Raw genomic sequence first — 26,336 nt, forward strand, 5'->3', positions numbered from 1 at the left:
AGTGACTTTTAGGCTTTACATATATCAGTCTCTCGTAAAGTGAGGAAGCTCTTATTTTATAACCGTTTACTTGTATAAAGTGATGCTCAAAAACAAATCAAGTTTTGAGCATAAAAAAGGAGCTGACGACTGCGGAGGGTATTGAAAAAGTCTATATTCTTCTCACTTCGCGAGGTATTCAAGATTAAATCATTGATTACCCCGATTTTCATTTGGCAATGTGACGCTACTGTTGTTTTCCGAAGCATTCCGCTCGCTTTCTGCGGGCGAGCGCCGAGCCTCCTCCTAGGCTACGCTTCGTGCGGGGTCTCATCTGTCACGCTTTCCCGCAGGAGTCGAGCAATGCTTCTCCAAACAACGCAATGTATCATACTGTTATTTTAGTGACGCTTATAAAAAGAATTAATGTGCAAGTGGGCCCTGATGATTTCAAATCAAGAAACCTTTAATTTAAGTCCATACATGGCGATCTACGATATTGTTGTGCCAAAAGATAATATACTTCGCCAGAGCAATGAACTTGTTGATTTTCATTTTGTTAGTCGGTTACTGAACAAAACTTTAAATATGATGAATAATTATTTTACAAACCCAAGCAGCAATGATAATCCAAATGATTATAAAAAGAATGCCAACAAACCAATTCTTTGGTTTTCCAGATTGCTTTAACTTTTCTGCAGCTTCTTTATTCACTTCAATTACATGTGGAGGGATTAGTTTTAAAGCGAGGCTAATTCCCAAGGGTACGATGATCAAATCATCAAGATACCCTAGAACAGGAATAAAATCTGGGATTAAGTCTATCGGGCTAAAAGCATAGGCAACTATAAGCATTGCCAAAAGCTTAGCGTACCATGGTGTTCGGGGATCTTTATAAGAAAGATAAAGTACAAATAAATTTTGTTTTATTTTTTTTGCAAAGGCTTTTAATTTGGATATTAAGCTGTTGTTCATTGAAAATCGTCCCTTTCGTTACTATGAAGTATAAGTTATCTAGGCAAAAAGGGGAATACTAATGAACTATAGGAGAATCGTGTTAGCAAGAAGGGAAGACAATATGGTTAGCGTTTATGACGACTGTACAAATGAATCGCTTTAGTAAAAAAGGACAATATCAGGTGTGTTGTATATGCGTAAATCTTTCCAATAAAAAATGTGTATTCAGTCAAGAATACACATTTTAAGAAAAAACTAATGATACACGGAAGTTGAAAGATATTTTCTACTGTGATAATCCACAATATCATTATTTTTGTTAATTCGGTAATAATTAACGATATCTATGAGTGGACTAAAAGGTGAATAACTCAAAGAAGTGAAGTGAGGAACTTTTTTATTCACGGCACCTTCTTCACCGATATATGCTAGTTTGGTAGGATGCATATCATGTATACTATTTAACCATTCATTATCAATGTAAAGATTTTTTACATCACTGTGATATGTACGGTTTTTGTTTGCAGTCCATTGCGTATCCGTCATTTGAGTCTTAGCGACTGGTAAAGCATTAAAAGTATAGACGCCGCTAATTTTTTTCTTTTTGATAGGACCATAATGAGTAAATTTTTGGTTTGAAACTACTGTTATTCCAGCACGAACGTCTAAGTATGACTTCGCTGCTAACCATCCACCTAAAGAATGTCCTGTAAAATACCATTGGTAGTCTTTATAACCAAATTTATCGTAGATATAGTTAAGGTAGAGGTGAGCTTGATGTACTTGGCCTGGAACACTACCATTCAATAAGGACGATGCTGCTGTTGCATAATCTGAAACATTTTCTGAACCGGCAAAGGCAATGAATAGTTTCTTGCTACCATTTGGATCTGCTATAACGACAGTCATGGCTTTAAAACCAGTTCTATCTAAATTGTAACTAGGAGCTCCCATCGGATGATTTTGATTAGAGTTAATGTCAACTGAATCAATCACTTTAAATTTATTTGGACCGTGCTCAAGATTGATTGCATGTTGGATTTCAGCATTTGTCTTTTTACCGACATTGTAAACTTGGTCTGCTAAATCATAGTATAGCTTACTAGGATTATCTGTATATCCTGCTTGTGCTTTACTTGTACCCATAGTAAAGGTAACTAGTAGTAGGATAGCAGAAAGTAAAACTGTAAAACCTAATTTCTTCAACATAAAAATGATTACCTCCTTTTTCATTACATTAGTAATTATCTGTTATTTTGGTAAATAAATCCACATGTTTTTGAGTTCAATAAATAGATTCAGTGAACATTTTGACAATTAAACGAAAAAGAGCGATAAATACATCGCTCTAAAAATCTAATCTATTGAACTTGTTGTATTAATTATTTTTAAATTTAAGTTTGTTAAATAACCCATTAACGAAAGTACTGATAGCTTTTAGTAAAGCAGGAATAGATATTCCATTCATCGGCACAATTCCTTTACTCTTTTTAGAATTACATATTTTAATTAAGATTTTTTTTTTCCAATAATGAAACAATTAATAATAAAACGATAATAAAAACAAAGGGAATAGAATAAGGGATTTTTGAAATAAAATTAGGGATATCAATTATTTTTAAAAAGGTTAAAAGCGAAAAAAAAGCCATTATGCCTAAAACTCCTGATAACATTAGTCTTATTTTTTTAAGCATAATTTATGTTCCTTTCGTTAGTAGTTTCCGTTTGCTTTACCTACGCAATACATAATATCTGCTTCAAATACTAATGCAGCTCCTACAGCACATGGTACACAAAGTACTGCTGTTGCACAAGCAATTCCACAAACTACTGTTAGTGTTTTATAAACCCAACTTGGAACACCTTGATCATCTAAACAATTAAAAAATTTGGATGCCCAACTTGCAGCTTCTGCAGTATCAGGTTTTAAAAATGATAAGATTGAATCTGAATTTTTTTCTTTCTCAGGTGTAATCATAAAATCTTCTTTTGTTAATTGTACATTTTCTGATTTAGTTAATACTCCATCAGTATAGATTTCTATTTGAGAAGTATAATTTTTATCATCTGCTACAATTTTTCTTTCGTCATAATTAACAAGTTCTCCTTTGTTATCAAAGATAACTGTAAGGGCCGAAATGTTAAGCGTAGATGCTATGTTTTTGTATTCTATAGGCATATATAGCACATTATTCTCGCCATTTTGCTTTGATTGTATATCTTTAAAATCTAGTTCACCATTTGACTGTAATTTAATAGTTCCTTGTTTAATTAATGTAAGTAATTCTTTCTTTAAATCGTTTGTTTTTTCTTCAGGCATTTCGGAATAATTTTTATTAAAATCCTTAAAAGTTTCAGCTAAACTATTGTATTCTTCGGGTATTGATGTCTGTGCTAGAGTTAAAGGAGTAATTGCTGTAGTAACAAATAAAGTGACGATTAGTAAAAAAGATAGAAAAATTTTTCCGAACATTCTTTTGTTCATTGCTATCAATCTCCTTTCCATGTTCCTCTTTTTTTTACTTTTCCCCGGGTATGTTAATAACATATCATTAGTTATGAATATTAAGAAATCAATTTTTGTTGATAATTGAACAAAAATTAAGAAGAGTCAGTAAATTAACTGTTGCTTCCGAGAAATTTGTTTTAATTTTGCTTGTTTTTGTAGTGTAATAAGTTACTATCTTTCACTTAATCTATATTTTGTGTTCATATCTACATGAAAATAGTTCGCAATTTAAATCATGTTTTCCGCCTTCTTTGCTTTTTACCAATCTTTGTCATAAATAGAACAAAAATTGATAAGTTCAAAAAAATATTCATCGACAAAAATTTCGGGTGACAAAATCGGCGATCTGTTTCTAAACGTAGCCGAAGTAATAAGCTATTACTGAAGATCGCTATGTCACATATATTAACAAAAACTCTTTGATTAAGGCTGCTTTCGTATAGATTGTTACTCTGAAAATACGGATTGTTTATGAAAAAGGCGGAGAATTACAAAGAGCAAATCAACTAGTTAAGGCAATGAAACAAGATCTATATAAGGAAATTACCCAAGTTTCGATTCGCGAAAAAATCAGCCTAGAAAAGCAAATATGAAATTTAAAATCCTAAAGGTGGTTTGTCGTTATATTAACTAAATATCGCTCCAATACATATATTCCGGAATTGGTGAAGGCTAGTAAAATGTTAGCTCAAAGACATAATTTCGAGTTTTCATGTTCAGATAAGGCCGGAAGATTGTTGTCAGTGCTTGTTGGTCAAATCATGCATGGGAAAATTCTTGAAGTTGGGACTGGCTACGGTGTAGGCAGTGCTTGGATTCTTTCTACCATTGCACCAAATGTAAAGTTTGTTTCAGTGGATCATGAGAAGGAAAAAATCGATGCTACTGCTCAAACAATTTGTCATCAGCAGGCAGAATTTTTAGTTGGTGACTGGAAAGAAGTGATAGCAAATGGTCCTTTTCAATTTATTTTTGCTGATGCAGCAGCTGCTAAAACGATTGAATGTGTACAACTATTAGAAGCATTAGCTGTTAGAGGTATGTTATTAATGGACGATTTTACGCCTGAAGAACTTTTTCCTGAGGAATGGAGAGGGAAACCTGATAAGGTCAGGGACTTTTGGTTAAATCATAAAGAATTAAGAGCTACAGAAATTTACTTAACAGCAACATCCTCGGCTATCCTCGCAACTAAGCTGAAAGGAAAAGAATAATCCTAGTTAAGGTACCATACATATTGAAATGACGATTTCTTTATGAAGAGGTGACGCATTGGAGAACATGCCAGAGGGCTATTCTTATGTTCCGCAGCCTATTCGGAAAGATGGGGCAGGATGGGTGGATAAAGGGCCGAGAGATATTGTGAGGGATCTGGAGAATCCCGATTTGCTTGTCCCTCCAAAAACAGATGCTGGACTTGTGCCAAATTTAAAATTTTCTTTTTCTGATACACATATGGTTTTAAAACATGGAGGGTGGTCTCGAGAAATTACTGCTCGTGATCTGCCAATTGCTACGACATTGGCAGGTGTCAATATGAGTTTGACACCGGGAGGAGTACGGGAGTTGCATTGGCATCAACAGGCGGAATGGTCGTATATGCTCCTTGGTCATGCACGCATTACAGCAGTCGATCAAAATGGGCGAAATTTTATTGCCGATGTAGGACCGGGGGATTTATGGTATTTCCCACCTGGAATCCCTCATTCCATACAAGGTCTTGAAGACGGTTGTGAATTTTTGCTAGTGTTTGACGATGGGCATTTCTCAGATCTTAGTACATTTTCAATATCTGATTGGTTTGCTCATACTCCAAAAGATGTGCTGTCTTCTAATTTTGGTGTGCCAATAAGTGCCTTTCAACATATCCCGAATGAACAGGTCTATATATATCAAGATAAAGTACCAGGACCTCTAAATCTACAAAAAGTACAATCCCCATACGGAACAATCCCTCAAACTTTCAAACATCGTTTGCTTGCACAGACACCTATTGAAACACCTGGTGGTAGTGTTCGAATTGTGGATTCGACAAACTTTCCTATTTCTAAAAATATTGCAGCAGCACTTGTCGAGATCAATCCTGGCGCAATGAGAGAGCTGCATTGGCACCCGAATAATGACGAATGGCAATATTACATTCAAGGAAAAGGGCGTATGACAGTATTTGCAGCGAATGGTGTGGCGAGAACATTCGATTATCGTGCAGGGGATGTTGGCTACGTGCCATTTGCAAATGGTCACTACATTGAGAATACCGGGACTGAGACATTATGGTTCCTTGAAATGTTTAAAAGTGATAGATTTCAGGATGTTTCATTACATCAATGGATGGCTCTTACTCCATCTGAACTAGTACAAAGCAATTTAAATATTGGCCCTGATCTTCTTCATGTACTAAGGAAGGAAAAGTGGCCGGTCGTGAAATATCCTGGTTTTTCGTATTATCCAAAGTGAGCATATAGAAAAGCAGGTGAGATTTTTCCCACCTGCTTATTTTAATATTGATATTTATTTCTAGTAGTAAGCAGTATACCGATTGCTGGAACTGTACAAATAAGCATTGCTGCAAATGATAGTCCAGGTGAAATCTCGTATAAATAGCCACCTAAAAAAGTAAGGATTGCTGTACTCAATCCCATTGCTAATGCAGAGTAAAGGCCTTGTGCATTTGGAATTTGCTCCTTCGGCAATGTTTTTGTTAAATAGCTGATAAAAGCGTAATGCGCAAGAGCAAAAGATAATGCATGTAATGTTTGAGAAGCGATAAATACCCAGACATTTGGGAATAAGTAAATGAGTAGCCAGCGTAATGATGAACCACTTGCTGCTAAAAGTAATAAAGAAGATGAGCGCCATTTTTTAAATAGTGTATCAGCCTTCATAAAATATAAAATTTCGCAAATAACGGCGATGTTAATAATCATTCCCATATAGAACGGATCAACATGTAAATCACCTAAATATATATAGCCATAGCTGTAATAAGAAGCATGCGCACCTTGGAGCAGAATAACGACTAATAAAACAATAGGGAAGCCTTTAATTGTCCATAGTGTTTTCATCGACAATGATTTTGCACGTTGTTCTTTCGTCGGTACAACGAGTAATTCTTTTGGTGTAGCCATTTGTTGCATCAACAGCATACCAATCAGACCGACCACCATGCTCCAAAAGATGATGTCATTGCCAAGTGCACCTGTCAGCATACTAATGATTAATACTGCAATGACAAAGCCAAGGGAACCATAGGAGCGGCTTTTACCATAGTGTACATTTCCATGCTGTACGAGCGTTGCAGCACTACTTTCAACGGCAGGGAGCAGAGCTGGATAAAAAACGCTAAATAAAAGGGTAACGATAAGAAGCGAGATAAAGCTCGTGCTTGGTATGTAAAGTAAAGTTGTGATTAGGGCACCTATTGCCAGAACGCTAGTAAGTCTTTTATTATTCACATATTTTGCAAGCGTCGGGAAGAAAAATAGATTTGATGTTGCTCGTGCTAAAAGACCACAGCCCATTACGACGCTAGCCTCTGAAACTGTAAGATGTTTGGCATCTACAAGCCAACCAGTCCAATAAGGTAAGAAAATCCCCCATGTAAAGAAAAATGCAAAGAAATTTTGAGAAAGCCATCGTTGATTGTTCATAAATTTTCCGTACCTCCAATTTAACTAAGTTGAATAATAACATGTTCATCGTTACAATAATGTGAGATATCTCACATTTTTTGGAGGAGAGAATAAAAATGCATATACTGACAGCTGAGGAACGTTCATACTATCTCGATAAATATCCAATTGATGATTTTTTCTCATTTGATATAGCTCCATTTTTGGAAGTATGTAAGTTTGACAAAGGCGAATGGATTTTTCAAGAAGGGTCATTTCCAGATACGCTATACTACATGATCGAAGGAAAGGCGAAGCTTTACATGACACATAAGAATGGCAAGGTCTCGCTTATCGATTACTTGAAGGCACCACTTTTTATGGGAGAAATTGAGTTGCTTAATGAGGCAAGATATACGAAGGGGATTCAGACTGTAACCGAGACGATTTGTTTTTCGATTACACAATCTTGCAAAGAAAAGTTACTCACGGATGTACTATTTTTACGTAAACTTTGTGTGTTTTTAGGGGAAAAGGCGTTCAAAATGACGTCGAAATATACTCAAAATCAAGCATTTCCACTTGAAAATCGACTTGCTGCATTTATTCAATTTTCGTCAGATCAAGGAGTCTATAAAGAAAAGCATACTGAAATCTGTGAATATTTAGGAGTTTCCTATCGGCATTTATTATATGTACTTGCACAGTTTTGCGAAGAAAAAATTTTGGAGAAAAGAAAAAATGGCTACCACATTATTAATGAAAAGCGTCTTTCCGAATTAGCACAGGAGATACAGTGAGGAAAGGATGTAGTAGCTCTTTTGACAGTCAACCTTTATAGATGGTATTATTTACTAGCGTTTGCTAAAAAAGTTTTAAATGAAATGAATAAAAACAGTGAAATTAATTATTTGATGCTATGGCAAAATAAAGACATGCCATAACAAGTGTATTATTTTAAAAGGGTGGACTTAAATGAGTAATAATCATACAATACTAAATTTTTCGAAGACCGATAAAGTTATAATGTGGCTTGGTTTCCCACTTATCGGTTTAGTGCTAGGGTGGTTTCTTCCGAGTATTGCTAAATGGGCTAGTACTTTACCGTGGGTACCTTTTCAGGGACCTTTAAATTTAATTGCATCTTATAATGGAGCATGGGTAGGTTTTGCTACAATGGCCCTTGGTTTGGTTGCGGGAATTGCATTAACTTTTTTGTCTTTTCATGAAAGTTTAGAAATGATAATAGACGATGAGAAAATTATTTTTAAACTTAGAAATGATGAAATGAACTTTAAAAAGAAAGATATATCACTTGTTTTTATGGATGGAAAGCAAATAGTATTATTAGGCAATGATGAGAAAGAACTTTTCCGATATAAACAAGAGCTGAATAAAAATACAGTGGCTGCGGCATTTTTAAACCATGATTATCTTTGGAGTGATAGTGAGCCATTTCATGAAGATTTTAAAAAATGGGTAGTAGATTGTCCCGATCTATCACCGGCTGCGAATGCTCTATTTAAAGCAAGGAAAATAGCTATTGAAGATGGCGAAGATGAAGAAGTATTTCAGTTAGCTAAAGAGCTTTGGAAACTAAGAGTATCAGTAAAAGAAATAAAGAAGAGCCAATATTATCGATAATAGAAAAAAAGTAAAGATTTGAAAAACAAGTTATGCCGAAGAAAGCTTGCAACGTCAGTTACGACGGATACAACACCCAGAACGACGGAAAGAAGAGTCAAAGCGACGGATAAAACAGTCGAAGTGACGGAAAGATTGGGCGGAGCGACGGAACGGACATAAAGCGACGGATACAGCTGCAAGAACGACGGAAAGAATAGTCAAAGCGACGGATAAAACAGTCGAAGTGACGGAAAGATTGGGCGGAGCGACGGAACGGACATGAAGCGACGGATACAGCAGCAAGAACGACGGAGCGAAGAGTCAAAGTGACGGATAAAACAGTCGAAGTGACGGAAAGATTGGCCAGAGCGACGGAACGGACATGAAGCGACGGATACAACACCCAGAACGACGGAAAGAAGAGTCAAAGCGACGGATAAAACAGTCGAAGTGACGGAAAGATTGGCCAGAGCGACGGAACGGACATGAAGCGACGGATATAACACCCAGAACGACGGAAAGAAGAGTCAAAGTGACGGATAAAACAATCGAAGTGACGGAAAGATTGGCCAGAGCGACGGAACTGACATGAAGCGACGGATATAACACCCAGAACGACGGAAAGAAGAGTCAAAGTGACGGATAAAAGAAGTGACGGAAAGATTGGCCAGAGCGACGGAACGGACATGAAGCGACGGATACAGCAGCAAGAACGACGGAACGAAGAGTCAAAGTGACGGATAAAACAATCGAAGTGACGGAAAGATTGGCCAGAGCGACGGAACTGATACGAAGCAGAAGTCTCTTCCCTCTATAGAAGATGAGACGAATTTGGATTTAAGTTATTTTTCAGCGGGTGTTAAACATCCGCTGAAATATCTATGCGACAGCAACAACAACACACGTCTGAATGACTAACATCACGTTGACACAAAGCCTCTGACGCCATTATGCAGAGATATAATTGATGTAAGCTACTATCTCCTAACAATTCCAATTTCTTATAATATATTTAAATTCTCCGTTTTTACTCCTTTTCAATTACACCAACCTAAAACATTGCGAAGAACAAGTTAAAAGTAATTTTTTGCATACAGATAGTGGCAAAATAAAAGGGCAAATGACTAGAGACCCTTTGCTGAAGAAGTAAGGAAATGTATCTTAGGTTTGGTCAGTCCTAACCTTATTATATTCATTTTTTTTAACCAACCAGCGTGCAATCTCTTTGCCTCTATGGTAGAAGTTAATCTCATTGATTCTTTGTTTTTGTATGGATGTATCTAGGGTTTCTTCTGTAACACCAAAAGGTATAACTCCTATACATTGGTGTTGGTCAGGTGGAGATTTTTTGTGTTTTGCCTTTGTTTCAATATGAGCCTTTGCAGATTTTTGTGCATTTTGAAATGGACAAGCAAGTAAGTCTCCTTGTACCAATGTTGTGCTAGGTGAAAAACCATTACCTTTCATTCAACATGCCCCCTTTGTCGATAGTTTTATTGTACAAGACATGCAGTCGGAAAAGTCTGGATTTACAAGGCTTTAACGAAAACTTAAAGGTTAGTCATTAAATTCGAAAGATGTAAACGCATTCATGCCATACGCGAATAGAAATCATAGAAAACTTGTATAATTTCGAGAGAAAAACACGTACTCAAACTATTGTGAATTTTCCTAACACAACGTATTATTGTAATTAGATTTAACGTGAAGGACTTCACAAAGTCACGTAATCGTGAGGAGGAATTTTTAATGAGTGCAATTCGAGTAGGTATTGTTGGTTATGGAAATTTAGGGCGCGGAGTTGAGCATGCTATTTCTCAAAATCCAGATATGGAATTAGTGGCGGTGTTCACACGTCGCGATCCTTCAACTGTAAACATTGCAAGTAATGCAAGCGTATATTTAGTGGAAGATGCTGAAAAATTCCAAAATGACATTGATGTAATGATTTTATGTGGTGGCTCAGCAACAGATTTACCAGAGCAAGGACCGCACTTTGCACAATGGTTTAATACAATTGATAGCTTTGATACTCATGCGAAAATTCCTGAGTTTTTTGAGGCTGTAGATGCAGCAGCACAAAAATCTGGTAAAGTATCCGTTATCTCGGTTGGTTGGGATCCAGGTTTGTTTTCATTAAATCGTATACTCGGGGAGACTGTTCTACCAGTAGGTACAACTTATACTTTCTGGGGAGACGGTTTAAGTCAAGGTCACTCAGATGCTATACGTCGCATCGAAGGCGTTCAAAATGCTGTACAATACACATTGCCAATTAAAGAGGCTGTAGACCGTGTTCGCAACGGTGAAAATCCTGAACTAACAACGCGTGAAAAGCATGCACGTGAATGCTGGGTTGTACTTGAAGAAGGTGCGGATGCTGCAAAAGTTGAACAAGAAATCGTGACGATGCCTAACTATTTTGATGATTATGACACAACAGTGAACTTTATTTCTGAAGAGGAATTTAAAGCAAATCACACAGGTATGCCACATGGTGGATTCGTTATTCGTAGTGGAGAAAGCGGCGCTAACGAAAAACAAATTCTTGAATTCTCATTAAAGCTTGAAAGTAATCCAAACTTCACGTCTAGCGTTCTAGTAGCTTTTGCACGTGCAGCTCATCGTTTAAACCAAGCAGGAGACAAAGGTGCAAAAACAGTATTCGATATCCCGTTTGGACTGTTATCACCAAAATCAGCTGCTGAATTACGTAAAGAACTTTTATAATAGTAAACTACCCGATTATCATAAAGTTGATAATCGGGATTTTTCATTTTAAGAAAGTTAATTCTTATAGAACATCGTCATTCATGGTTAATATTGTGCATAAGCTTCGAACTTAGATAAAAAATTCTTTAAATTGTTTTCTACTTCTTTCAAATCACCATATATATGTTGGTCCGCTAAATAAAAAGCATCTGACAAGTACACCATTTCACGCTCTATCCACTCATTACTTTCTTCTAACTGTAGATGGTCAATTAATCGAGTTAACATTGAAAAAACGTCTGAAGCGTTGTTGGTTGAAAGAAAATAATCATTCAGCAATCCGAGTAATATTTTAGAAGGAAGGTCATCATTATTTAAACCTTCATTGAACAATTTTAATTTCGAACAGACATCAATGGGTTTTTTCTGGGAAGATAATGATACTTCAATTACTTCATACGGTGGATGATCAAGACGTTCAATAACATTATCAGCCCATTTAATGATATCCTGAACAGTATAAAAACCTATTAAAATTCCTAACCTATATACTTCTGCCGTTACTTTTATATCCATACTAGAACTCCTTCTTTAGTAGAACTAGTTAACTACTCATCAAGAATTTAATTAACGCCTAAAAATTCGTCAATGTGTTAACAATCAACATTTGCCCTTACTAGAGCCTTCTTTTTTAACAACCATAGTACTATGGTTAATATTAGGAGTACAATGGGTGTTAGTCCGATGTATTGGAAAGCATTTACTGCACCCGAAAAATAATAAGCTATAGGTAAAAAGGTAATTGTACTTATTAGCATATAAATCCACGAGAGCTTAACGATTGCTAGAATGAAGGCAAAAATTGAGATAATGAAGGAACAGCTCCAAAATAATAGCATACACATTCTCCTTTCATTATTTGTACATGAATTTTCTGATTTCCTTAATTATACATTTAATAGGTGTCAAATACAAAATGCCAGGGAAACATATATTAATCATCAGAAACCTGAAAAAAATATGGTATCGGTAAAATCAATTTGATAAACTTGGAATACAATGCGAAAACTCCTCTCGTGGTTTGTCTCAGCAACAATTGCGATACGTGAGTTTTCGCTTTTCTTTTATTTTTAAATGTAAATTTGTAACCTACATAACCAGTTTAATGGGGAGGTTAACATTTTAAATGACTACAGACATTATTATTCAATCAAAATGTATTCCACCGAGTCCGTCCAAACACTGTATTAGTAGATCTTCATTAATGAGAACATTAAAAAAAAGCCTAGATCATACTTGCACACTTATTCATAGTGGAGCTGGCTACGGCAAAACAACAATCCTTACACAATTTCTACATGCTCAATCGGGTAAATTTTCTTGGTATAGTGTGTCGGAGGAAGATGATAATATATTACCGTTTTTAAGGCATTTATTTTTCAGTATCACACGAATTGTTCCGAGCTTTGGTCAAGGTTTTGATGCATGGAATTATCTATCCCGTTTTCCGAAAATAGAGGAACTAACTCGTTGGTTTAAGCTGTTTGTCAATAGTTTGTGTGACATCGAAGGGTCGCTTTTAATTGTTATTGACGACTACCATCTAGTTGATCATGAATTTCATATTAATTATGTGATGGAAAAAATAATAGAGTTTTCACCTCCGAATGTTCATTTTATGATTGCTTCCAGAACGTTGCCGAATTGGGATATTACGAGGAGATTAAAACTACAAAAAAAATTACTCTTAATTTCAGAAAGAGAATTAACATTTTCTTCAGAGGAAATCGCTGTTTTTTTCGAGGATTATGTAGCGGTGCATTTAACAGAAGATGAAATAGCTAAGGTTTTGGAAATTACAGAGGGCTGGGCAATTAGTATTTCTTTATTAGCTGAGCAATGGAATAATGAGACATTAGCTCATTGGCTAAGCATCTCTACTAATGATCTTTTCACCTATTTATCAGAGGAAGTTTATCTGAAGATGTCTCCATTTGAGCAAAAGGCATTATTACAGCTGGCGATTTTCCCGACTTTCTCAGAAGAGATTATCACACAATTTTATGGTTCGGAAATGGCAGAGGCGTTAAAACTGTTTGTACAACGACATTTGTTTATTCAACCGATCACAACGGATGGTCTATATCGTTTTCATGCATTGTTCAGTCGATTTTTAGAGCTAAAATGGCAACAAAATCCTTCACAGTATATTGCATTGCAGAAGCAAGCAGCATTGTATTATGTAAAAGAAAACAATATTCAAGCTGTCCTGCATCATGCATTTAAAACGAATGATCAGAATTTTTGTGGTGAGCTATTACAAAATTATGCTGAAAGTCTAGTCCGTGCTGGGCAATTTGAGTGGTTATTAGAGAAAATAAATCGTTTTACAGTTGATGAAAAATCAGACTATTACAAACTGTATTATTTTGAAGGGGAGTGCCACCGCTATCGTGCTTATTATGAAAGAGCGAAGCAATCCTATGAAAATTGCGCAAACATCGCAAAAAGTAAGCATGATTATCTTTTTATGACGAAAGCGCAGGCAGGTTTATCACATATTTATCTCGATACAATCCAGCCGGCATTGGCAGAGCCGCATTTAAAAAAGGCATTAGAATTAGCAAATCATACGCCGTTAAACGAAGAGGAACTTCTCGAATTGCAACGACAATATGCTGAAAATTTAGTGAATTTAGGGAAGGCGAAAGATGCTCAAATTTTTACCGAAGAGGTTGCTTTGACGAAGGAAGTACTACAAAGAGCCAATGTCGATGTTCGAGTATTGTTAAGAACAGGTCAATTATTAGAAGCAAAGGAATTGTTGACGCAAAGGTTGGAATTACCACCACAGCTTGTAGCGACGCATAGGGAGAGTGAGTTGTTAGCCTCATTTGTTTATGCACTATTAGGGCTAGGGAAGGATGCTTGGTATGCCGCTCAGCAAGGGATTCGTAGAGGTCTTCGTGAAAAATCAGTGTTTATTGAGGCGGTCGGCTATATTCGCAAAGCGCATGCTTACTTATTAATAGATTTTCCAGACTATCATGGAGCCTGTCATGCTTATGAAAAGGCCCTTTCATTAATGAATACCATCAATATTTCTCGCGTAAAGGCCGAGCCGTACATGGGACTAGCAATTGTCAAACTTGCGCAAGGAGATATTGTCTCTGCTAAAAAATATGTAGCGCTCGGCTTACGAGAAACGGAGCAAGTCCAAGACGCATGGATGACTGCTCTCATTTTAATTGCTGAGGTGAAAATTACTATTTCTCAACATGAATTTGAACGAGCGCGACAATTATTATGGAAGGCAAAGCGACTATTTAGCGACTGTGGCGATCAAAATGGTGAGATGCATGTCCTATTCTTTCAATCCGTCATTGCCTTCAAAGAAAACAAACCCCAACCATTCAATCATTATTTTCAACAGTTTGCACAGTTATGCATCACGAATGGCTATGATTACTTTTTACAAAGAAAGACCATTCTTGGTCCACCTAATAGGATGATTTTTTATGAGCTTTTACAATTTAGTAGAAAATGTGATGGGGAAAATGACGCTATTTTGAAGATGCGAAACACTTTTCAAGTGGAAGATAATATCGTTTATCCGCATGAGGAAATGCAGGTGAATTTTTTAGGAAGTTTAGACTTAATCAGAAAGCATCGAAAGCTTGAGGATAAGGAATGGAAGCGTGAAAAATCAAAGGAGCTCTTCGTCTATTTATATTGTCATCGCCATCGGTTTACACCTAAGGATGAAATAGCACAGGCGTTATGGCCTGAGCGGGATGTTGATTCACTAGACCGAGATTTTAAAGTTGTCTTGAATACGTTATTAAAGGTTCTTGAACCAAATAGAAATGCGCGTCAGGATAGCTTTTTCATTCAGCGAAAAAATAATATGTATCAATTACAGCATATTCATTTCCTGCAAATCGATGTCGAACGCTTTCTCTATTTTTATGACTTAGGGATGGAGGAATTCGATCCACAATTGTCAAATGAATGGTTACATCTTGCAGAAACGAGCTATGCCGATGTTCTTTATGCTGAAAAAAAGCAGATAGACTGGCTCATTCAGGATCGTGAAAAACTGCAGTCATTGTATATCGAAGTACTGGAAAGATTGGCGCAAAATGCAACGCGGCAGCAAAATTATAAGCAAGCTATTTTTTATGCGGAAAAAATGCTTCGTGAAGATGCATTATGGGAAGAAGGCTATCGCTTGTTAATGTATAGTTATTATCAATTACAAAACCGCTCCCTAGCGTTGAAATGGTATGAAAAATGTGTCGAGCAATTAAAAAGAGAACTAAATACAACACCAATGGAATCAACAATGGTTGTTTATGATTTAATAATGGGTTAGTGTATATTATATGATTGGTTATTTTTAGTAGATAGACTAACTTCTACAAGAAAAAAATTACAATAACTTTTGCTGAACATTTACGTAAATTAATCTTATAATTTTGGGGGAACTACTATGCCATTTTGTACGGTGAATAAGGCGAATATTTACTATGAAATAATTGGAACGGGAACACCTATCGTTATGCTCCATGGATATTCGCCAGACCATCAACTAATGAAGGGCTGTATGGAGCCTGTTTTTGCAGAAATAGAGGGCTGGAAACGAATTTATATAGACCTTCCAGGGATGGGCAAGACCTCAAACTACGAAAAGATCAATAACTCAGATGAAATGCTTGAGGCCGTAATAGAACTAATTCACTCCTTAATACCAAATGAACGTTATTTATTGGTAGGTGAATCTTATGGTGGCTATTTAGTGCGTGGGATCATGAGAGAGCATCATGAACAAATTTTAGGTGCTGCGTTTATTTGTCCGTTAATTATTCCTGATAAAGAAAGTCGAACAGTACCACCACAAAGTATTGTGTCGGCGGATAAAGAATTTTTATCGACATTAACGAAACAAGAGTTAGAAGATTTTAGCTCACATTTAGTTGTTTTGGATGAAGAAAATTGTCATCGATATACAAATGAAGTGTTAGCAGGCATAAAAAATGCGGATGTGGAATTTTTAGAAAAAATTCAAGAAAGCTATCGTTTTTCATTTCCTGTAGATGAGATTTCATTTGCTAAACCTTCCTTATTTTTGTTAGGCAAGCAGGATTCCATAGTTGGCTATAAGGACGCTTTTGCCATTTTAGATAAATTCCCAAGAGCAGCCTTCACCATTTTAGATAAGGCAGGGCATAATTTGCAAATTGAACAAGCAGGTTTGTTTAATAGCCTTATGCATGAATGGTTGGATAGGGTGCAGGAATTTAATGATTGATATTGACAGAATGAAATCCCTTGATATGTTGAAGAATTCACCTACTCAATAAATTCAAGGGATTCTTTTTGTCTAATTTCTTATCTCGTATTTTCCTCATTGGAATCTATATCAATTTTTAAAGTCTCCAGCCTTTGTTTAATGACTTTCCCCTCGTTATCCAAAGGCCGAATTACTGGCGTAATGAATATTACGGAAGCATCAGCATTAAAAGTTGTATTTATGATGTACCTTATATGATACTATTAAATTACTAAAAAATAAGCAAAATAGTAATATTCTGTTAAATTATCAAAAAACAAGGGGAATAGTAAAAGTGTACTTATTTTTGTTAACTGTAGTTTATTGTTTAGTATCATGGGTTTTGAATATATCTTATGAACTTTCCATGGGAATTTATTTGATAGGATTGGGATTGGTTAAGGGATTCTTTACTGATGAATTAAAGGATGTTTTCAATCTAAAAAGGGCCAAGTATTTGTATGAAGAAAGAGGATTTAAAAATTCTACAATGGAATTATTATCTTTAATTTTGATTTTCATTAATTCCTATTTAATCTCTGATGATCCTTTTTCCCTTTTTGAATTTGTTTATATGTTTTTTCTCATAGCTTTTGTATATCGGTTTATATTTTGGGGTATTATACAGGCGATAAGGGAGAGAAAGAAATAGGTTTATCATTTGTAATGAAATATTCAACTATAGGGATTGATAGTTAAATAGGGTAGTATATGCTGCCTTTTTTATTTTCTCTCCCAAAAGCTAACTAGCTGCAGAAGAAAAAACGTAGCAATTGTCAACGGTAAATGTCTGACTGGAGCGATAGCGGAAGGAATTTAAGGAGTTTATAATTTCGCTGCACCCGAACCCTCTCTTGTGCGATGGGTTTAAGCTTCTGAACAGCTGTGAGCACATTATCGTTCATCTAACGTTGTGCAAGTCTATTAAAGAATGGTTTGCCAGCAGGAGAATTAGCACGCGACTGGGCTGGTACTGGTTTTTGGGGAAGATATTTCCCTGTGAGTACACCTTGTGCTAAAGGCGACCATACTACTTGCCCAAGTCCCTCACGTTGACAGGTTGGTATAACATCGCTTTCGATAACTCCCAACAACATTGAATACTGGGGTTAGCTTGCAATGATATAAAGCACTTTACCTTGTCTTACAAGATCTGCGAAAGCTAACATCGTTTCTTCAAGAGGAGTAGTTGGATCAAATCTGTGTGCATAATAGACATCTTTATAGTCTGTTTGTAATCGACGTAAAGATACATGACAATTTTCTAGAATATGATAAACCTTTATCGTTTTGCCCATTCCCAGTTGGATGGCACACCTTTGTACATAGTTCAATGCTCTCCCGACGTATATCTTGTAAAGACCTGCCGAGTACTTCTGCAGCTTAGTTTCTGAATAAACATCAGCGGTATCTAATGTAGTTATACCGACATCTAATGCTGCTTTAGCAAGTATCCTCATCTACTTTACCCCCATGATTTATCCAGTTTCCGTATGCAATCTTGCTTATTGTTAATCCGCTATTGCCAAGTTTACTAAACTCCATTCTAGTCCCCCCTTTTAAAAGTGCTATCTTCATAAAAACCAGATTTCAATATGGATAATATATTATTACTTATGAATTAATATGAAATTTATATAAAACTGTTGAAGAGGTTTGTTACTGTCGTTGCAGATAAAGTAACTCCCTACAATGTTCCGATAAATCGATGAAACATTCCGATAAAACAAAAATTTATTCCGATAAACCTCTCATCGCCGAAAAAAAATTCCCACTGCCGTTTCTGTAAAAGTAGCTCTCCACATGAAGGGAGATATCGATATTTTTCGAAAGTTGGGCGATAAATTGATAAAGTTGGTCGATAAATTAAAAAAGTTGGGTGATAAATTAAAAAAGTTAGGTGATAAATTAAAAAAGTTAGTCGATAAACAATCAAAAGTTCTCGATAAATCTTAAAATTGTCTCGATAAACTCTCATCTTGACGAGAAAAGGCAGCTCGCTGTCGTTGCGCTTCGCTGTACTTTCGCGACAGAGAGAACTTGCAGCTGTCGTTCCACTTCGCTACACTTTCGCTGCAGAAAAATGAGCTGCCCAAATAGGGCAGCTCATTAAAACCTTTTGTCGCTGTCGTTGCGCTAACGCTACACTTTCGCGACAAAGATAGTTGGTTCAGTAAACTGACCCAACTATCTTGTAACTAATTTGTAACTGAAGTTTTATATAGTGAACTTAGCAACGAAAGCGCTTTCTTTTTAGTTCATGATGAAGGGGGATAATGGGATGAAGAAGCATTGGTTAATGGTGCTTTTATTGATGATGACGATGTTGATGGTGGCTTGTAATTCGGATAAGTCGAAGGATCGTTCTTCAGGGGATGATACGAAGGGGTCTTCTGAGGAAGGGGGCACTATTAAAATTGGGGTGCTAGCTTCCTTGACGGGTGCTCTGGAGTCGTATGGGAAACAAACACAGCGTGGCTTTGACTTAGGGATTGATTATGCGACAGGTGGGACGATGGAGGTTAACGGGAAGAAAATAGAAATTGTTTATGAAGATACTGAAACAAAGCCTGAGGTTGCGGTCCAAAAAGCGACAAAGTTATTAGAAGATGACAAGGTTGATTTTTTAGTAGGATCTTCTAGCTCAGGTGATACGCTTGCTGTGCTACCACTTGCGGAAGAGTATCAAAAGATTATGGTGGTGGAGCCTGCGGTGGCAGATAGTATTACGGGCACTGATTTTAATAAATATATTTTCCGTACAGGCCGAAATTCTTCTCAGGACGCTTATGCAGCGGCGGCAGCGATTGCAGGAAAAGGTGTTAAAATTGCAACATTTGCACCGGATTATTCTTTTGGCTGGGACGGGGTAAAAGCCTTTAAGACAGCGGCGGAAAAGCTAGGCGCGGAAATTGTTTTGGAGGAATATGCTGATCCGGCAGCAACAGATTTTACATCTAATTTGCAAAAAGTAATTGATGCCAAACCGGATTATTTATTTGTTGTATGGGCGGGTGCAAACTCACCGTGGAATCAAATTGCCGATCTAAAAATTCAAGAAAAAGGCATTAAAATTTCAACAGGTGCACCAGATATTATTGCATTAAAATTTATGAATCCGTTAATTGGCATGGAAGGATTCTCTGTTTATTATCATACGTTGCCACAAAATGATGTAAATAAATGGTTGGTTGAGGAACATAAAAAACGATTCAATGAAGTTCCGGATTTATTTACACCAGGAGGCATGTCTGCTGCTATCTCAATTGTAGATGCTTTGAAAAAATCAAATGGAGATACAGATGCGGATAAACTGATTGGCATTATGGAAGGGATGACATTTGAAACGCCAAAAGGAAAAATGACTTTCCGAAAAGAAGATCATCAAGCATTACAGTCAATGTATTCGATCCGTTTAGAGAAACAAGAGGGTGTGGATTATCCAGTACCAGTGCTAATTCGTGAGCTTAGCCCTGATGAAACGGCCCCTCCGGTTATGAAATAGTGAAATAAGAGACAGATAAATTTTTATGATTCTGTCTCTCTTCATCTACTTTCACTTGAGAATGGATGAAGAGAGATAGAAGGACTAGAAAGGAGAATACGATGGAACCAATTTTAAGAACAGAAAACTTAACTATTCGTTTTGGCGGACACACAGCTGTCGACCATGTGAATTTTACTATGCCAGAAAAACATTTGAAATCAATTATAGGACCAAATGGAGCTGGGAAAACAACCTTCTTTAATTTGATTAGTGGAGAGTTAAAGCCGACTGCCGGGGATGTCTATTTTAAGGGGCAATCACTTGCGCAAAAATCAGCAATCGAAAGAACACGCATGGGGCTAGGGCGATCTTTTCAAATTACGAATGTTTTTCCGAACCTGACAGTTTTAGAAAATGTCCGTTTGGCTGTGCAATCTAAGGAAAAAATACGTTATCAAATATTTCGCCATTATAAAAGCTATCAGGCAATTACTGAAAAAGCGGAGGAGCTATTATCGCTAGTGTTGCTTGACAATAAAAGGGATGCCCTCACGACAATGCTTTCGCACGGGGAAAAGAGAAAGCTTGAGATTGCGATGTTGTTAGCACTGGATACGGAAATTCTTTTACTAGATGAACCAACGGCAGGGATGTCTTTAGAGGAGGTACCAACGATTTTAGAGGTGATTCGCACGATTAAAAAGCAAGGCAATAAAACGATTCTACTGATTGAGCACAAGATGGATATGATTATCGATTTGTCGGACTCAATTATGGTGCTATTTAATGGTCAGCTTCTTGCGGATGGAACACCAGAGGATATTATGCAAAATGAAACCGTACAAAATGCATATTTAGGAGGTTTGTACGATGAACACCTTACTGAAATTAAATGATGTCCACACATATATCGGGCAATATCATATTTTGCAGGGAGTCAACTTTGAGGCGATGGAGGGGCAGGTCAGCGTACTACTTGGCAGAAATGGGGCAGGGAAAACGACTACTTTAAAAACGATTATGGGGTTAACGCCTGCTTCGAAGGGAGACGTAGAATTTCGCTCACAATCTATTAAGAAAAACCCAACTTTTAAAGTTGCAAAATTAGGAATAGGCTACGTACCGGAAAACCAAGGGATTTTTGCAGATTTAACGGTAGAGGAAAATATGAAAGTGGCCATGCGAAAAGAAGATACAGCTACGTTAGAGAGACAAAATTATGTGCTGGAGCTATTTCCTGATTTAAAGAAATTTTGGAAGAAGGCTGGTGGCCATCTTTCCGGTGGTCAAAAACAAATGCTGTCTATGGCCCGGGCGTTTATTAACGATAGTAAGTTAATGTTGATTGATGAGCCTTCTAAAGGACTCGCGCCCATAGTGGTAGAGAAAGTTATGGAGGCCATTGTTGAAATGAAAAAGCAAACGTCCATCGTACTTGTTGAGCAAAACTTTATGATGGCGAGTCGCATTGGCGATACGTATACATTGATTGATGATGGTAGAACCGTTCACGCGGGCGAAATGAAAGATTTGATCCATCATGAAGAACTGAAAAGAAAATATCTTGGAATCGGATAAAGGTGGTGTACTTTATTGGAGCTAATCGTCAATTTAGTCATTAATGGCCTTGCAACTGGTATACTAATTTTTTTACTGGCGGCTGGACTAACGCTAATTTTTGGATTAATGGATGTTTTGAACTTTGCACATGGTGGTTTATTTGTTTGGGGGGCTTATGCTGGGATTTTTACGTATATGTTCACAGAGAGCTTTGTCATTGGCATTGTAGGTGCCATCGTAACAGGAGCTTTACTAGGGCTTATGACAGAAAAATTAATTATAACACCTGTTTATGGCAATCATATTCAGCAAATTTTAATTACTTTAGGGCTAATGCTTGTGCTGCAGGAGTTGATTAAAGTAGTTTTTGGTCCAAATGGGGTGGCGGTGAAAACGCCTAGTTATTTAGCAGGTAGCTGGGAAATAGGTGACGTTATTATTATTAAATATCGCTTGTTTATTATTATAGTAGGTTTTATCATTTTCGGTATTTTCCAATACATGCTTAAGATGACGAAGGTTGGACTCATCGTTCGAGCAGGTGTACAGGATAAAGAAATGGCACAGGCACTTGGCATTCATATAAAGCGTGTATTTTTATATGTTTTTATGGTTGGCGCGGCACTAGCTGCACTTAGTGGGATGTTAATGGCTCCGTATTCAGGTGTCATCTATGCGGAAATGGGCATGGAGTATGCGATTTTAGGCTTTATCGTGGTCGTAATCGGTGGCATGGGCAGTTTTTCGGGCTCGCTTCTGGCAGCTATATTAGTCGGCTTAGCAGGAAGCTTTATGGCTTATTATGTGCCGGTGTTATCGCTTGCGGTCAATATGATTTTAATGGCCATCGTGTTAATTTTCCGCCCACAAGGTTTATTTGCTATGAGAAAGGAGAGATCAACATGAAAATCAAGCTTTCATTACGCCATCTAAGCTTTTTCCTCATGTTAGCCATTTTAGTGCTTCTCCCTTTCGTCAATGATTCAAGAACGCTCATAATTTTATTAACACAAATTTTTATTTTCGGTATTTTAGCGATGAGCTATGACATTCTTCTTGGCTATACAGGTATTGTGTCGTTTGGGCATGCTATGTTTTTTGGTTTAGGTGCTTACACAACGGCTGTTATGTTGAAACAAATGGAGCCAACACTGTCGACATTTTTACTATCTATAGTCGTTGGCATATTGCTAGCTGGCATTATTAGCTTCGTAGTAGGATTGCTGACACTTCGATTAAAAAGCCATTTCTTTGCGATGTTGACGTTATCTTTTTCGGGACTATTTTTAGTAGTGGCGGAAAAATGGCGTTCAGTCACATACGGAAATGATGGTTTTACGTTTAGAGCACCCGAAATATTTAGAGATCGAATGACGTTTTATTTCTTCGTGCTAACATGCTTAGTCATTATTTTTATGGCGCTGTATCGCTTTGTGAACTCGCCAACTGGTCGAATTTTAATTGCTGTTCGGGAAAATGAACAACGAACAAAATCATTAGGATACAACACTTTGTACTATAAAGTGATTGCTTCAATTGTCGCCGGTACCGTTGCCAGCTTAGCGGGCTCCTTATATGCTATCTCTTTGCGATTTGTCAATACGAGTGTAATGACGATGGATATTACGTTAGATGCATTATTAATGACGATTATTGGCGGTGTCGGCACATTAGTAGGCCCATTATTAGGGTCGGCTGTTATTGAATATGCACAGCATGCGCTTTCGGGGCTTGCGCGTGATTATCCAATTTTTGAACGGTGGATTATTTTCTTTGGGATTCTTTATATTTTAGCGGTTATCTTTTTCCCAAAAGGAATTATTGGCTCATTGCGCATGCTGTTCTGGAAATGGCGATGGAAGCATAAGGAAAAAGATCAATCAGCGGTGGCCTTGTCACAGGAAAAGGAGCGATTTGAATGACTGTTGGCATTGTAAGTACAGGACTCTATATTCCGAACACGAAAATGACATCTAAAGAGATCGCGGCGCTTTCCAATATTCCAGAGGATATTATTCGACAAAAAATGGGTATTTATGAAAAGCCTATTCCTGGTGAGCACGATCATACGGTTCAAATGGGGATATGGGCAGCACAGGACGCTCTACGCAAATCTAATGTCGACCCAAAGGACATTGATATTGTGATTTATATGGGAGAGGAGCATAAGGAATATCCATTGTGGACGGCCTCGATAAAAATGCAGGAGGAGCTTGGAGCTGTGAATGCTTGGGCATTCGATGTGCAATTAAGATGCGGCACGACCATTATGGCACTAAAGCTAGCGAAAAGTTTAATGGCCTCGGATGAATCTGTTCATACCGTACTTCTAGCTGGTGGCTATCGAAATGTGGATTTTATCGATTACAGTAATCCTCGAACACGCTTTATGTACAATTTAGCCGCTGGTGGCGGTGCTATTCTTTTACAGAAAGACTATGACAAAAATCATTTATTAGAGGCGGATATTATGACGGATGGCTCGTTCTCAGAGGATGTAGTCGTGCCTGTCGGTGGTACAAAAAAACCTTTGACGTCAGCTGATTTAGAAAATAATTTGTATCAGCTCGATGTGATTGACCCAATGGGTATGAAGGACCGCTTAGAGCAAAAATCTTTAAGCAATTTCTTGAAGGTAATTCGAACATCCCTGGCGAAAAGTGGATTACATGAGGGGGATATTAGCTATTTAGCAATGCTTCACATGAAAAAATCTGCCCATGATTATATTTTATCTGAACTCGGCTTAGAGCAGGAGCAGTCCATATACTTACAAAATTATGGTCATATCGGACAGATTGATCAAATAGTATCGTTACAGCTGGCATTAGAGGAAGGCCGTATTCATGATGGCGACATCGTTACACTTGTCAGTGCAGGTATTGGCTATGTTTGGGGAGCTATTACGATTCGATGGGGATAAGGGGGATTTCGATGTTAAAAACGGTTCAGCTATCAAATGGAGAAACAATTGCCTACCGTGAACGCCAAGGGGGAGAACGTGTTTTATTACTGATTCATGGCAATATGACTTCCTCCAAGCATTGGGACGTACTAATCGACGAGTTGGATGAAAAATATACAATTTACGCCATGGATTTACGGGGCTTTGGTGGTTCATCTTATCATCAGCCAATTTCCACGATTAAAGATTTTAGTGATGATGTGAAGCTTTTTGTGGATGCCATTCAATTGCAACATTTTGACATGATTGGCTGGTCAACGGGCGGAGCGGTATGTATGCAATTTGTTGCTCAGTATCCAGGCTATTGTCAGCAACTTATTTTACTAGCCTCGGCATCTACAAGGGGTTTTCCATTTTACACGGATTTAGGTACTGGCAATCAATCAGCATTCAAAAGGGCTTTTACCTATGAGGAAGTACTCGTCGATACATCTAAAACAAAATTAGTACAAGGCTTCTATGATTCGAAAAATGTACAGGGCTTACAGTCCCTCTGGAACGCACTTATTTATACACATAAACAGCCTAGCCCGGAACACTATCAGACATATGTGGAGGATATGCTGACGCAACGAAATTTAGCTGAAGTTTATCATGCATTAAATGTCTTTAATATAAGTGCTGTTGATCATGAGGTCGCAAAAGGTTCTCATGAGGTACAACAGATCACCATTCCGGTTTTAGTGTTAAGAGGTGATCGCGATTTTGTCATAACAGAAGGAATGAATGACGAAACATTGCTTGATTTAGGTGCAAATGCACAATTTGTCAGCTTAAAAGACTGTGGTCACTCTCCGTTAATTGATGACTTACTACAGCTGACTCTAGAAATTGAAGCTTTTTTAGAAACAGGAGGAAAAAACTATGCGTTTAAACAATAAAGTTGCCATTATTACAGGAGCTGCGAACGGGATTGGCTATGCTGCAGCCGAACGATTTATTGAAGAGGGCGCCTTCATTGTCGTTGCAGATTTTAATGAGGATGCTGGTATGTCAGCTGCCGAGCATTTAGGGGATCAAGCATTATTTGTGCAAGTAGACGTTGCAGATCGAGAGAGCGTCAAAAACCTAGTGGCAACAGTTATAGAGCAAAAGGGCCGTGTCGATATTTTAGTGAACAATGCAGGAATCACACGTGATGCGATGCTAACAAAAATGACAGAAAATCAGTTTCACCAAGTACTTGATGTGAATTTGACTGGCGTTTTCAATTGTACGCAAGAGGTTATTCCACATATGATTGCTGCCGGTGGTGGCAAAATTATTAATACATCTTCTGTTAGTGGGGTATATGGGAATGTTGGTCAAACGAATTACGCTGCCACAAAGGCGGCCATTGTCGGTATGACAAAAACTTGGGCGAAGGAATTGGGGCGCAAGGGAATTAACGTTAATGCGGTGGCACCTGGCTTTACTGAAACAGACATGGTGAAAAAAATGCCAGAAAATATTCTGGCACAAATGCGCTCCATCGTGCCACTGCAAAGATTAGGAACACCGAGAGATATTGCCAATGCCTATTTATTTTTAGCATCTGATGAGGCTTCCTATGTCCACGGTCACACGCTTCATGTGGATGGAGCAATTATGATGTAATA

At 37.4% G+C, this 26,336-nt stretch carries 24 protein-coding genes and 1 pseudogene; 18 read left to right on the top strand and 7 right to left on the bottom strand.

Going from position 1 to position 26,336, the window contains the following annotated elements; genetic code table 11:
• Positions 1-561: 561 nt before the first annotated feature.
• From MOK21_RS14200 to MOK21_RS14210, 3 genes are all read right to left on the bottom strand, one after another.
• Positions 562-954 carry a YkvA family protein gene (locus MOK21_RS14200; RefSeq protein WP_249074640.1) on the bottom strand — a complete coding sequence of 131 codons (393 nt, stop codon included), beginning with the start codon at positions 952-954 and terminating at the stop codon, positions 562-564.
• Positions 955-1,191: 237 nt separating this feature from the next.
• On the bottom strand, positions 1,192-2,145 hold the full coding sequence (locus MOK21_RS14205; RefSeq protein ID WP_249074641.1) for a lipase family protein: 954 nt from the start codon (positions 2,143-2,145) through the stop codon (positions 1,192-1,194).
• Positions 2,146-2,647: 502 nt separating this feature from the next.
• Positions 2,648-3,421, bottom strand: a complete 774-nt coding sequence (locus tag MOK21_RS14210) for a hypothetical protein (protein ID WP_249074642.1) — start codon at positions 3,419-3,421, stop codon at positions 2,648-2,650.
• Between the two features lie 704 nt (positions 3,422-4,125).
• On the opposite strand from MOK21_RS14210, the gene MOK21_RS14215 reads away from it, so the two are divergent.
• Complete coding sequence (locus MOK21_RS14215; RefSeq protein ID WP_249074643.1) at positions 4,126-4,659, top strand: O-methyltransferase; 534 nt, start codon at positions 4,126-4,128, stop codon at positions 4,657-4,659.
• A 67-nt stretch (positions 4,660-4,726) separates the two neighbouring features.
• Positions 4,727-5,902 (top strand): oxalate decarboxylase family bicupin, encoded by a 1,176-nt coding sequence (locus MOK21_RS14220; RefSeq protein ID WP_249074729.1) that lies wholly within the window; start codon positions 4,727-4,729, stop codon positions 5,900-5,902.
• Positions 5,903-5,943: 41 nt separating this feature from the next.
• Here the strand turns inward: MOK21_RS14220 and MOK21_RS14225 are convergent, their stop codons facing one another.
• Positions 5,944-7,095: an MFS transporter gene (locus MOK21_RS14225; protein WP_249074644.1), complete on the bottom strand. Its 1,152-nt coding sequence runs from the start codon at positions 7,093-7,095 to the stop codon at positions 5,944-5,946.
• A 98-nt stretch (positions 7,096-7,193) separates the two neighbouring features.
• Between MOK21_RS14225 and yeiL the strand changes: the two genes are divergently transcribed.
• The 3 genes from yeiL (at position 7,194) to MOK21_RS14240 (ending at position 8,862) form a co-directional block, all read left to right on the top strand.
• On the top strand, positions 7,194-7,856 hold the full coding sequence (gene yeiL / locus MOK21_RS14230) for a transcriptional regulator YeiL (protein WP_249074645.1): 663 nt from the start codon (positions 7,194-7,196) through the stop codon (positions 7,854-7,856).
• 175 nt (positions 7,857-8,031) lie between these two features.
• Positions 8,032-8,700, top strand: a complete 669-nt coding sequence (locus MOK21_RS14235) for a YqeB family protein (RefSeq protein ID WP_249074646.1) — start codon at positions 8,032-8,034, stop codon at positions 8,698-8,700.
• An 18-nt stretch (positions 8,701-8,718) separates the two neighbouring features.
• Complete coding sequence (locus tag MOK21_RS14240) at positions 8,719-8,862, top strand: hypothetical protein (RefSeq protein WP_249074647.1); 144 nt, start codon at positions 8,719-8,721, stop codon at positions 8,860-8,862.
• A 981-nt stretch (positions 8,863-9,843) separates the two neighbouring features.
• Here the strand turns inward: MOK21_RS14240 and MOK21_RS14245 are convergent.
• Positions 9,844-10,149, bottom strand: a complete 306-nt coding sequence (locus MOK21_RS14245; protein WP_249074648.1) for a hypothetical protein — start codon at positions 10,147-10,149, stop codon at positions 9,844-9,846.
• A 282-nt stretch (positions 10,150-10,431) separates the two neighbouring features.
• Between MOK21_RS14245 and MOK21_RS14250 the strand changes: the two genes are divergently transcribed.
• Positions 10,432-11,412, top strand: a complete 981-nt coding sequence (locus MOK21_RS14250) for a diaminopimelate dehydrogenase (protein WP_249074649.1) — start codon at positions 10,432-10,434, stop codon at positions 11,410-11,412.
• 87 nt (positions 11,413-11,499) lie between these two features.
• Here the strand turns inward: MOK21_RS14250 and MOK21_RS14255 are convergent, their stop codons facing one another.
• Positions 11,500-11,970, bottom strand: a complete 471-nt coding sequence (locus MOK21_RS14255; RefSeq protein ID WP_249074650.1) for a hypothetical protein — start codon at positions 11,968-11,970, stop codon at positions 11,500-11,502.
• Between the two features lie 610 nt (positions 11,971-12,580).
• Between MOK21_RS14255 and MOK21_RS14260 the strand changes: the two genes are divergently transcribed.
• From MOK21_RS14260 to MOK21_RS14270, 3 genes are all read left to right on the top strand, one after another.
• Positions 12,581-15,769: an AfsR/SARP family transcriptional regulator gene (locus MOK21_RS14260; protein ID WP_249074651.1), complete on the top strand. Its 3,189-nt coding sequence runs from the start codon at positions 12,581-12,583 to the stop codon at positions 15,767-15,769.
• A 117-nt stretch (positions 15,770-15,886) separates the two neighbouring features.
• Positions 15,887-16,705, top strand: a complete 819-nt coding sequence (locus tag MOK21_RS14265; RefSeq protein ID WP_249074652.1) for an alpha/beta fold hydrolase — start codon at positions 15,887-15,889, stop codon at positions 16,703-16,705.
• A 328-nt stretch (positions 16,706-17,033) separates the two neighbouring features.
• Complete coding sequence (locus tag MOK21_RS14270) at positions 17,034-17,378, top strand: hypothetical protein (RefSeq protein WP_249074653.1); 345 nt, start codon at positions 17,034-17,036, stop codon at positions 17,376-17,378.
• Between the two features lie 253 nt (positions 17,379-17,631).
• Here MOK21_RS14270 and MOK21_RS14275 read toward each other — a convergent pair.
• Positions 17,632-18,186, bottom strand: a pseudogene (locus MOK21_RS14275) (aldo/keto reductase).
• 343 nt (positions 18,187-18,529) lie between these two features.
• On the opposite strand from MOK21_RS14275, the gene MOK21_RS14280 reads away from it, so the two are divergent.
• From MOK21_RS14280 to fabG, 9 genes are all read left to right on the top strand, one after another.
• Positions 18,530-18,682, top strand: coding sequence for a hypothetical protein (locus tag MOK21_RS14280; protein ID WP_249074654.1), 153 nt, complete (start codon positions 18,530-18,532; stop codon positions 18,680-18,682).
• Positions 18,683-19,007: 325 nt separating this feature from the next.
• Positions 19,008-20,231 carry a substrate-binding domain-containing protein gene (locus MOK21_RS14285; protein WP_249074655.1) on the top strand — a complete coding sequence of 408 codons (1,224 nt, stop codon included), beginning with the start codon at positions 19,008-19,010 and terminating at the stop codon, positions 20,229-20,231.
• Between the two features lie 101 nt (positions 20,232-20,332).
• On the top strand, positions 20,333-21,109 hold the full coding sequence (locus MOK21_RS14290) for an ABC transporter ATP-binding protein (RefSeq protein ID WP_249074656.1): 777 nt from the start codon (positions 20,333-20,335) through the stop codon (positions 21,107-21,109).
• Entirely contained in the window at positions 21,084-21,791 is a 708-nt protein-coding gene (locus MOK21_RS14295) for an ABC transporter ATP-binding protein (RefSeq protein WP_249074657.1), read from the top strand. The genes MOK21_RS14290 and MOK21_RS14295 overlap by 26 nt, the downstream gene beginning before the upstream one ends.
• Before the next feature lie 15 nt (positions 21,792-21,806).
• Entirely contained in the window at positions 21,807-22,679 is an 873-nt protein-coding gene (locus MOK21_RS14300; RefSeq protein WP_249074658.1) for a branched-chain amino acid ABC transporter permease, read from the top strand.
• Positions 22,676-23,695, top strand: coding sequence for a branched-chain amino acid ABC transporter permease (locus MOK21_RS14305; protein ID WP_249074659.1), 1,020 nt, complete (start codon positions 22,676-22,678; stop codon positions 23,693-23,695). The genes MOK21_RS14300 and MOK21_RS14305 overlap by 4 nt, the downstream gene beginning before the upstream one ends.
• The gene (locus tag MOK21_RS14310; protein WP_249074660.1) at positions 23,692-24,696 is read left to right on the top strand and encodes a 3-oxoacyl-ACP synthase; all 1,005 of its coding nucleotides are present in this window, start codon (positions 23,692-23,694) and stop codon (positions 24,694-24,696) included. Before MOK21_RS14305 ends, MOK21_RS14310 begins: the two co-directional genes overlap by 4 nt.
• Before the next feature lie 11 nt (positions 24,697-24,707).
• Positions 24,708-25,619 carry an intracellular short-chain-length polyhydroxyalkanoate depolymerase gene (gene phaZ, locus MOK21_RS14315; protein WP_249074661.1) on the top strand — a complete coding sequence of 304 codons (912 nt, stop codon included), beginning with the start codon at positions 24,708-24,710 and terminating at the stop codon, positions 25,617-25,619.
• Positions 25,603-26,334, top strand: coding sequence for a 3-oxoacyl-ACP reductase FabG (gene fabG / locus MOK21_RS14320; RefSeq protein WP_249074662.1), 732 nt, complete (start codon positions 25,603-25,605; stop codon positions 26,332-26,334). The genes phaZ and fabG overlap by 17 nt, the downstream gene beginning before the upstream one ends.
• Positions 26,335-26,336: the final 2 nt, after the last annotated feature.

Source organism: Lysinibacillus sp. BPa_S21, from assembly GCF_023337795.1.
Taxonomy (GTDB): Bacteria; Bacillota; Bacilli; order Bacillales_A; family Planococcaceae; genus Lysinibacillus.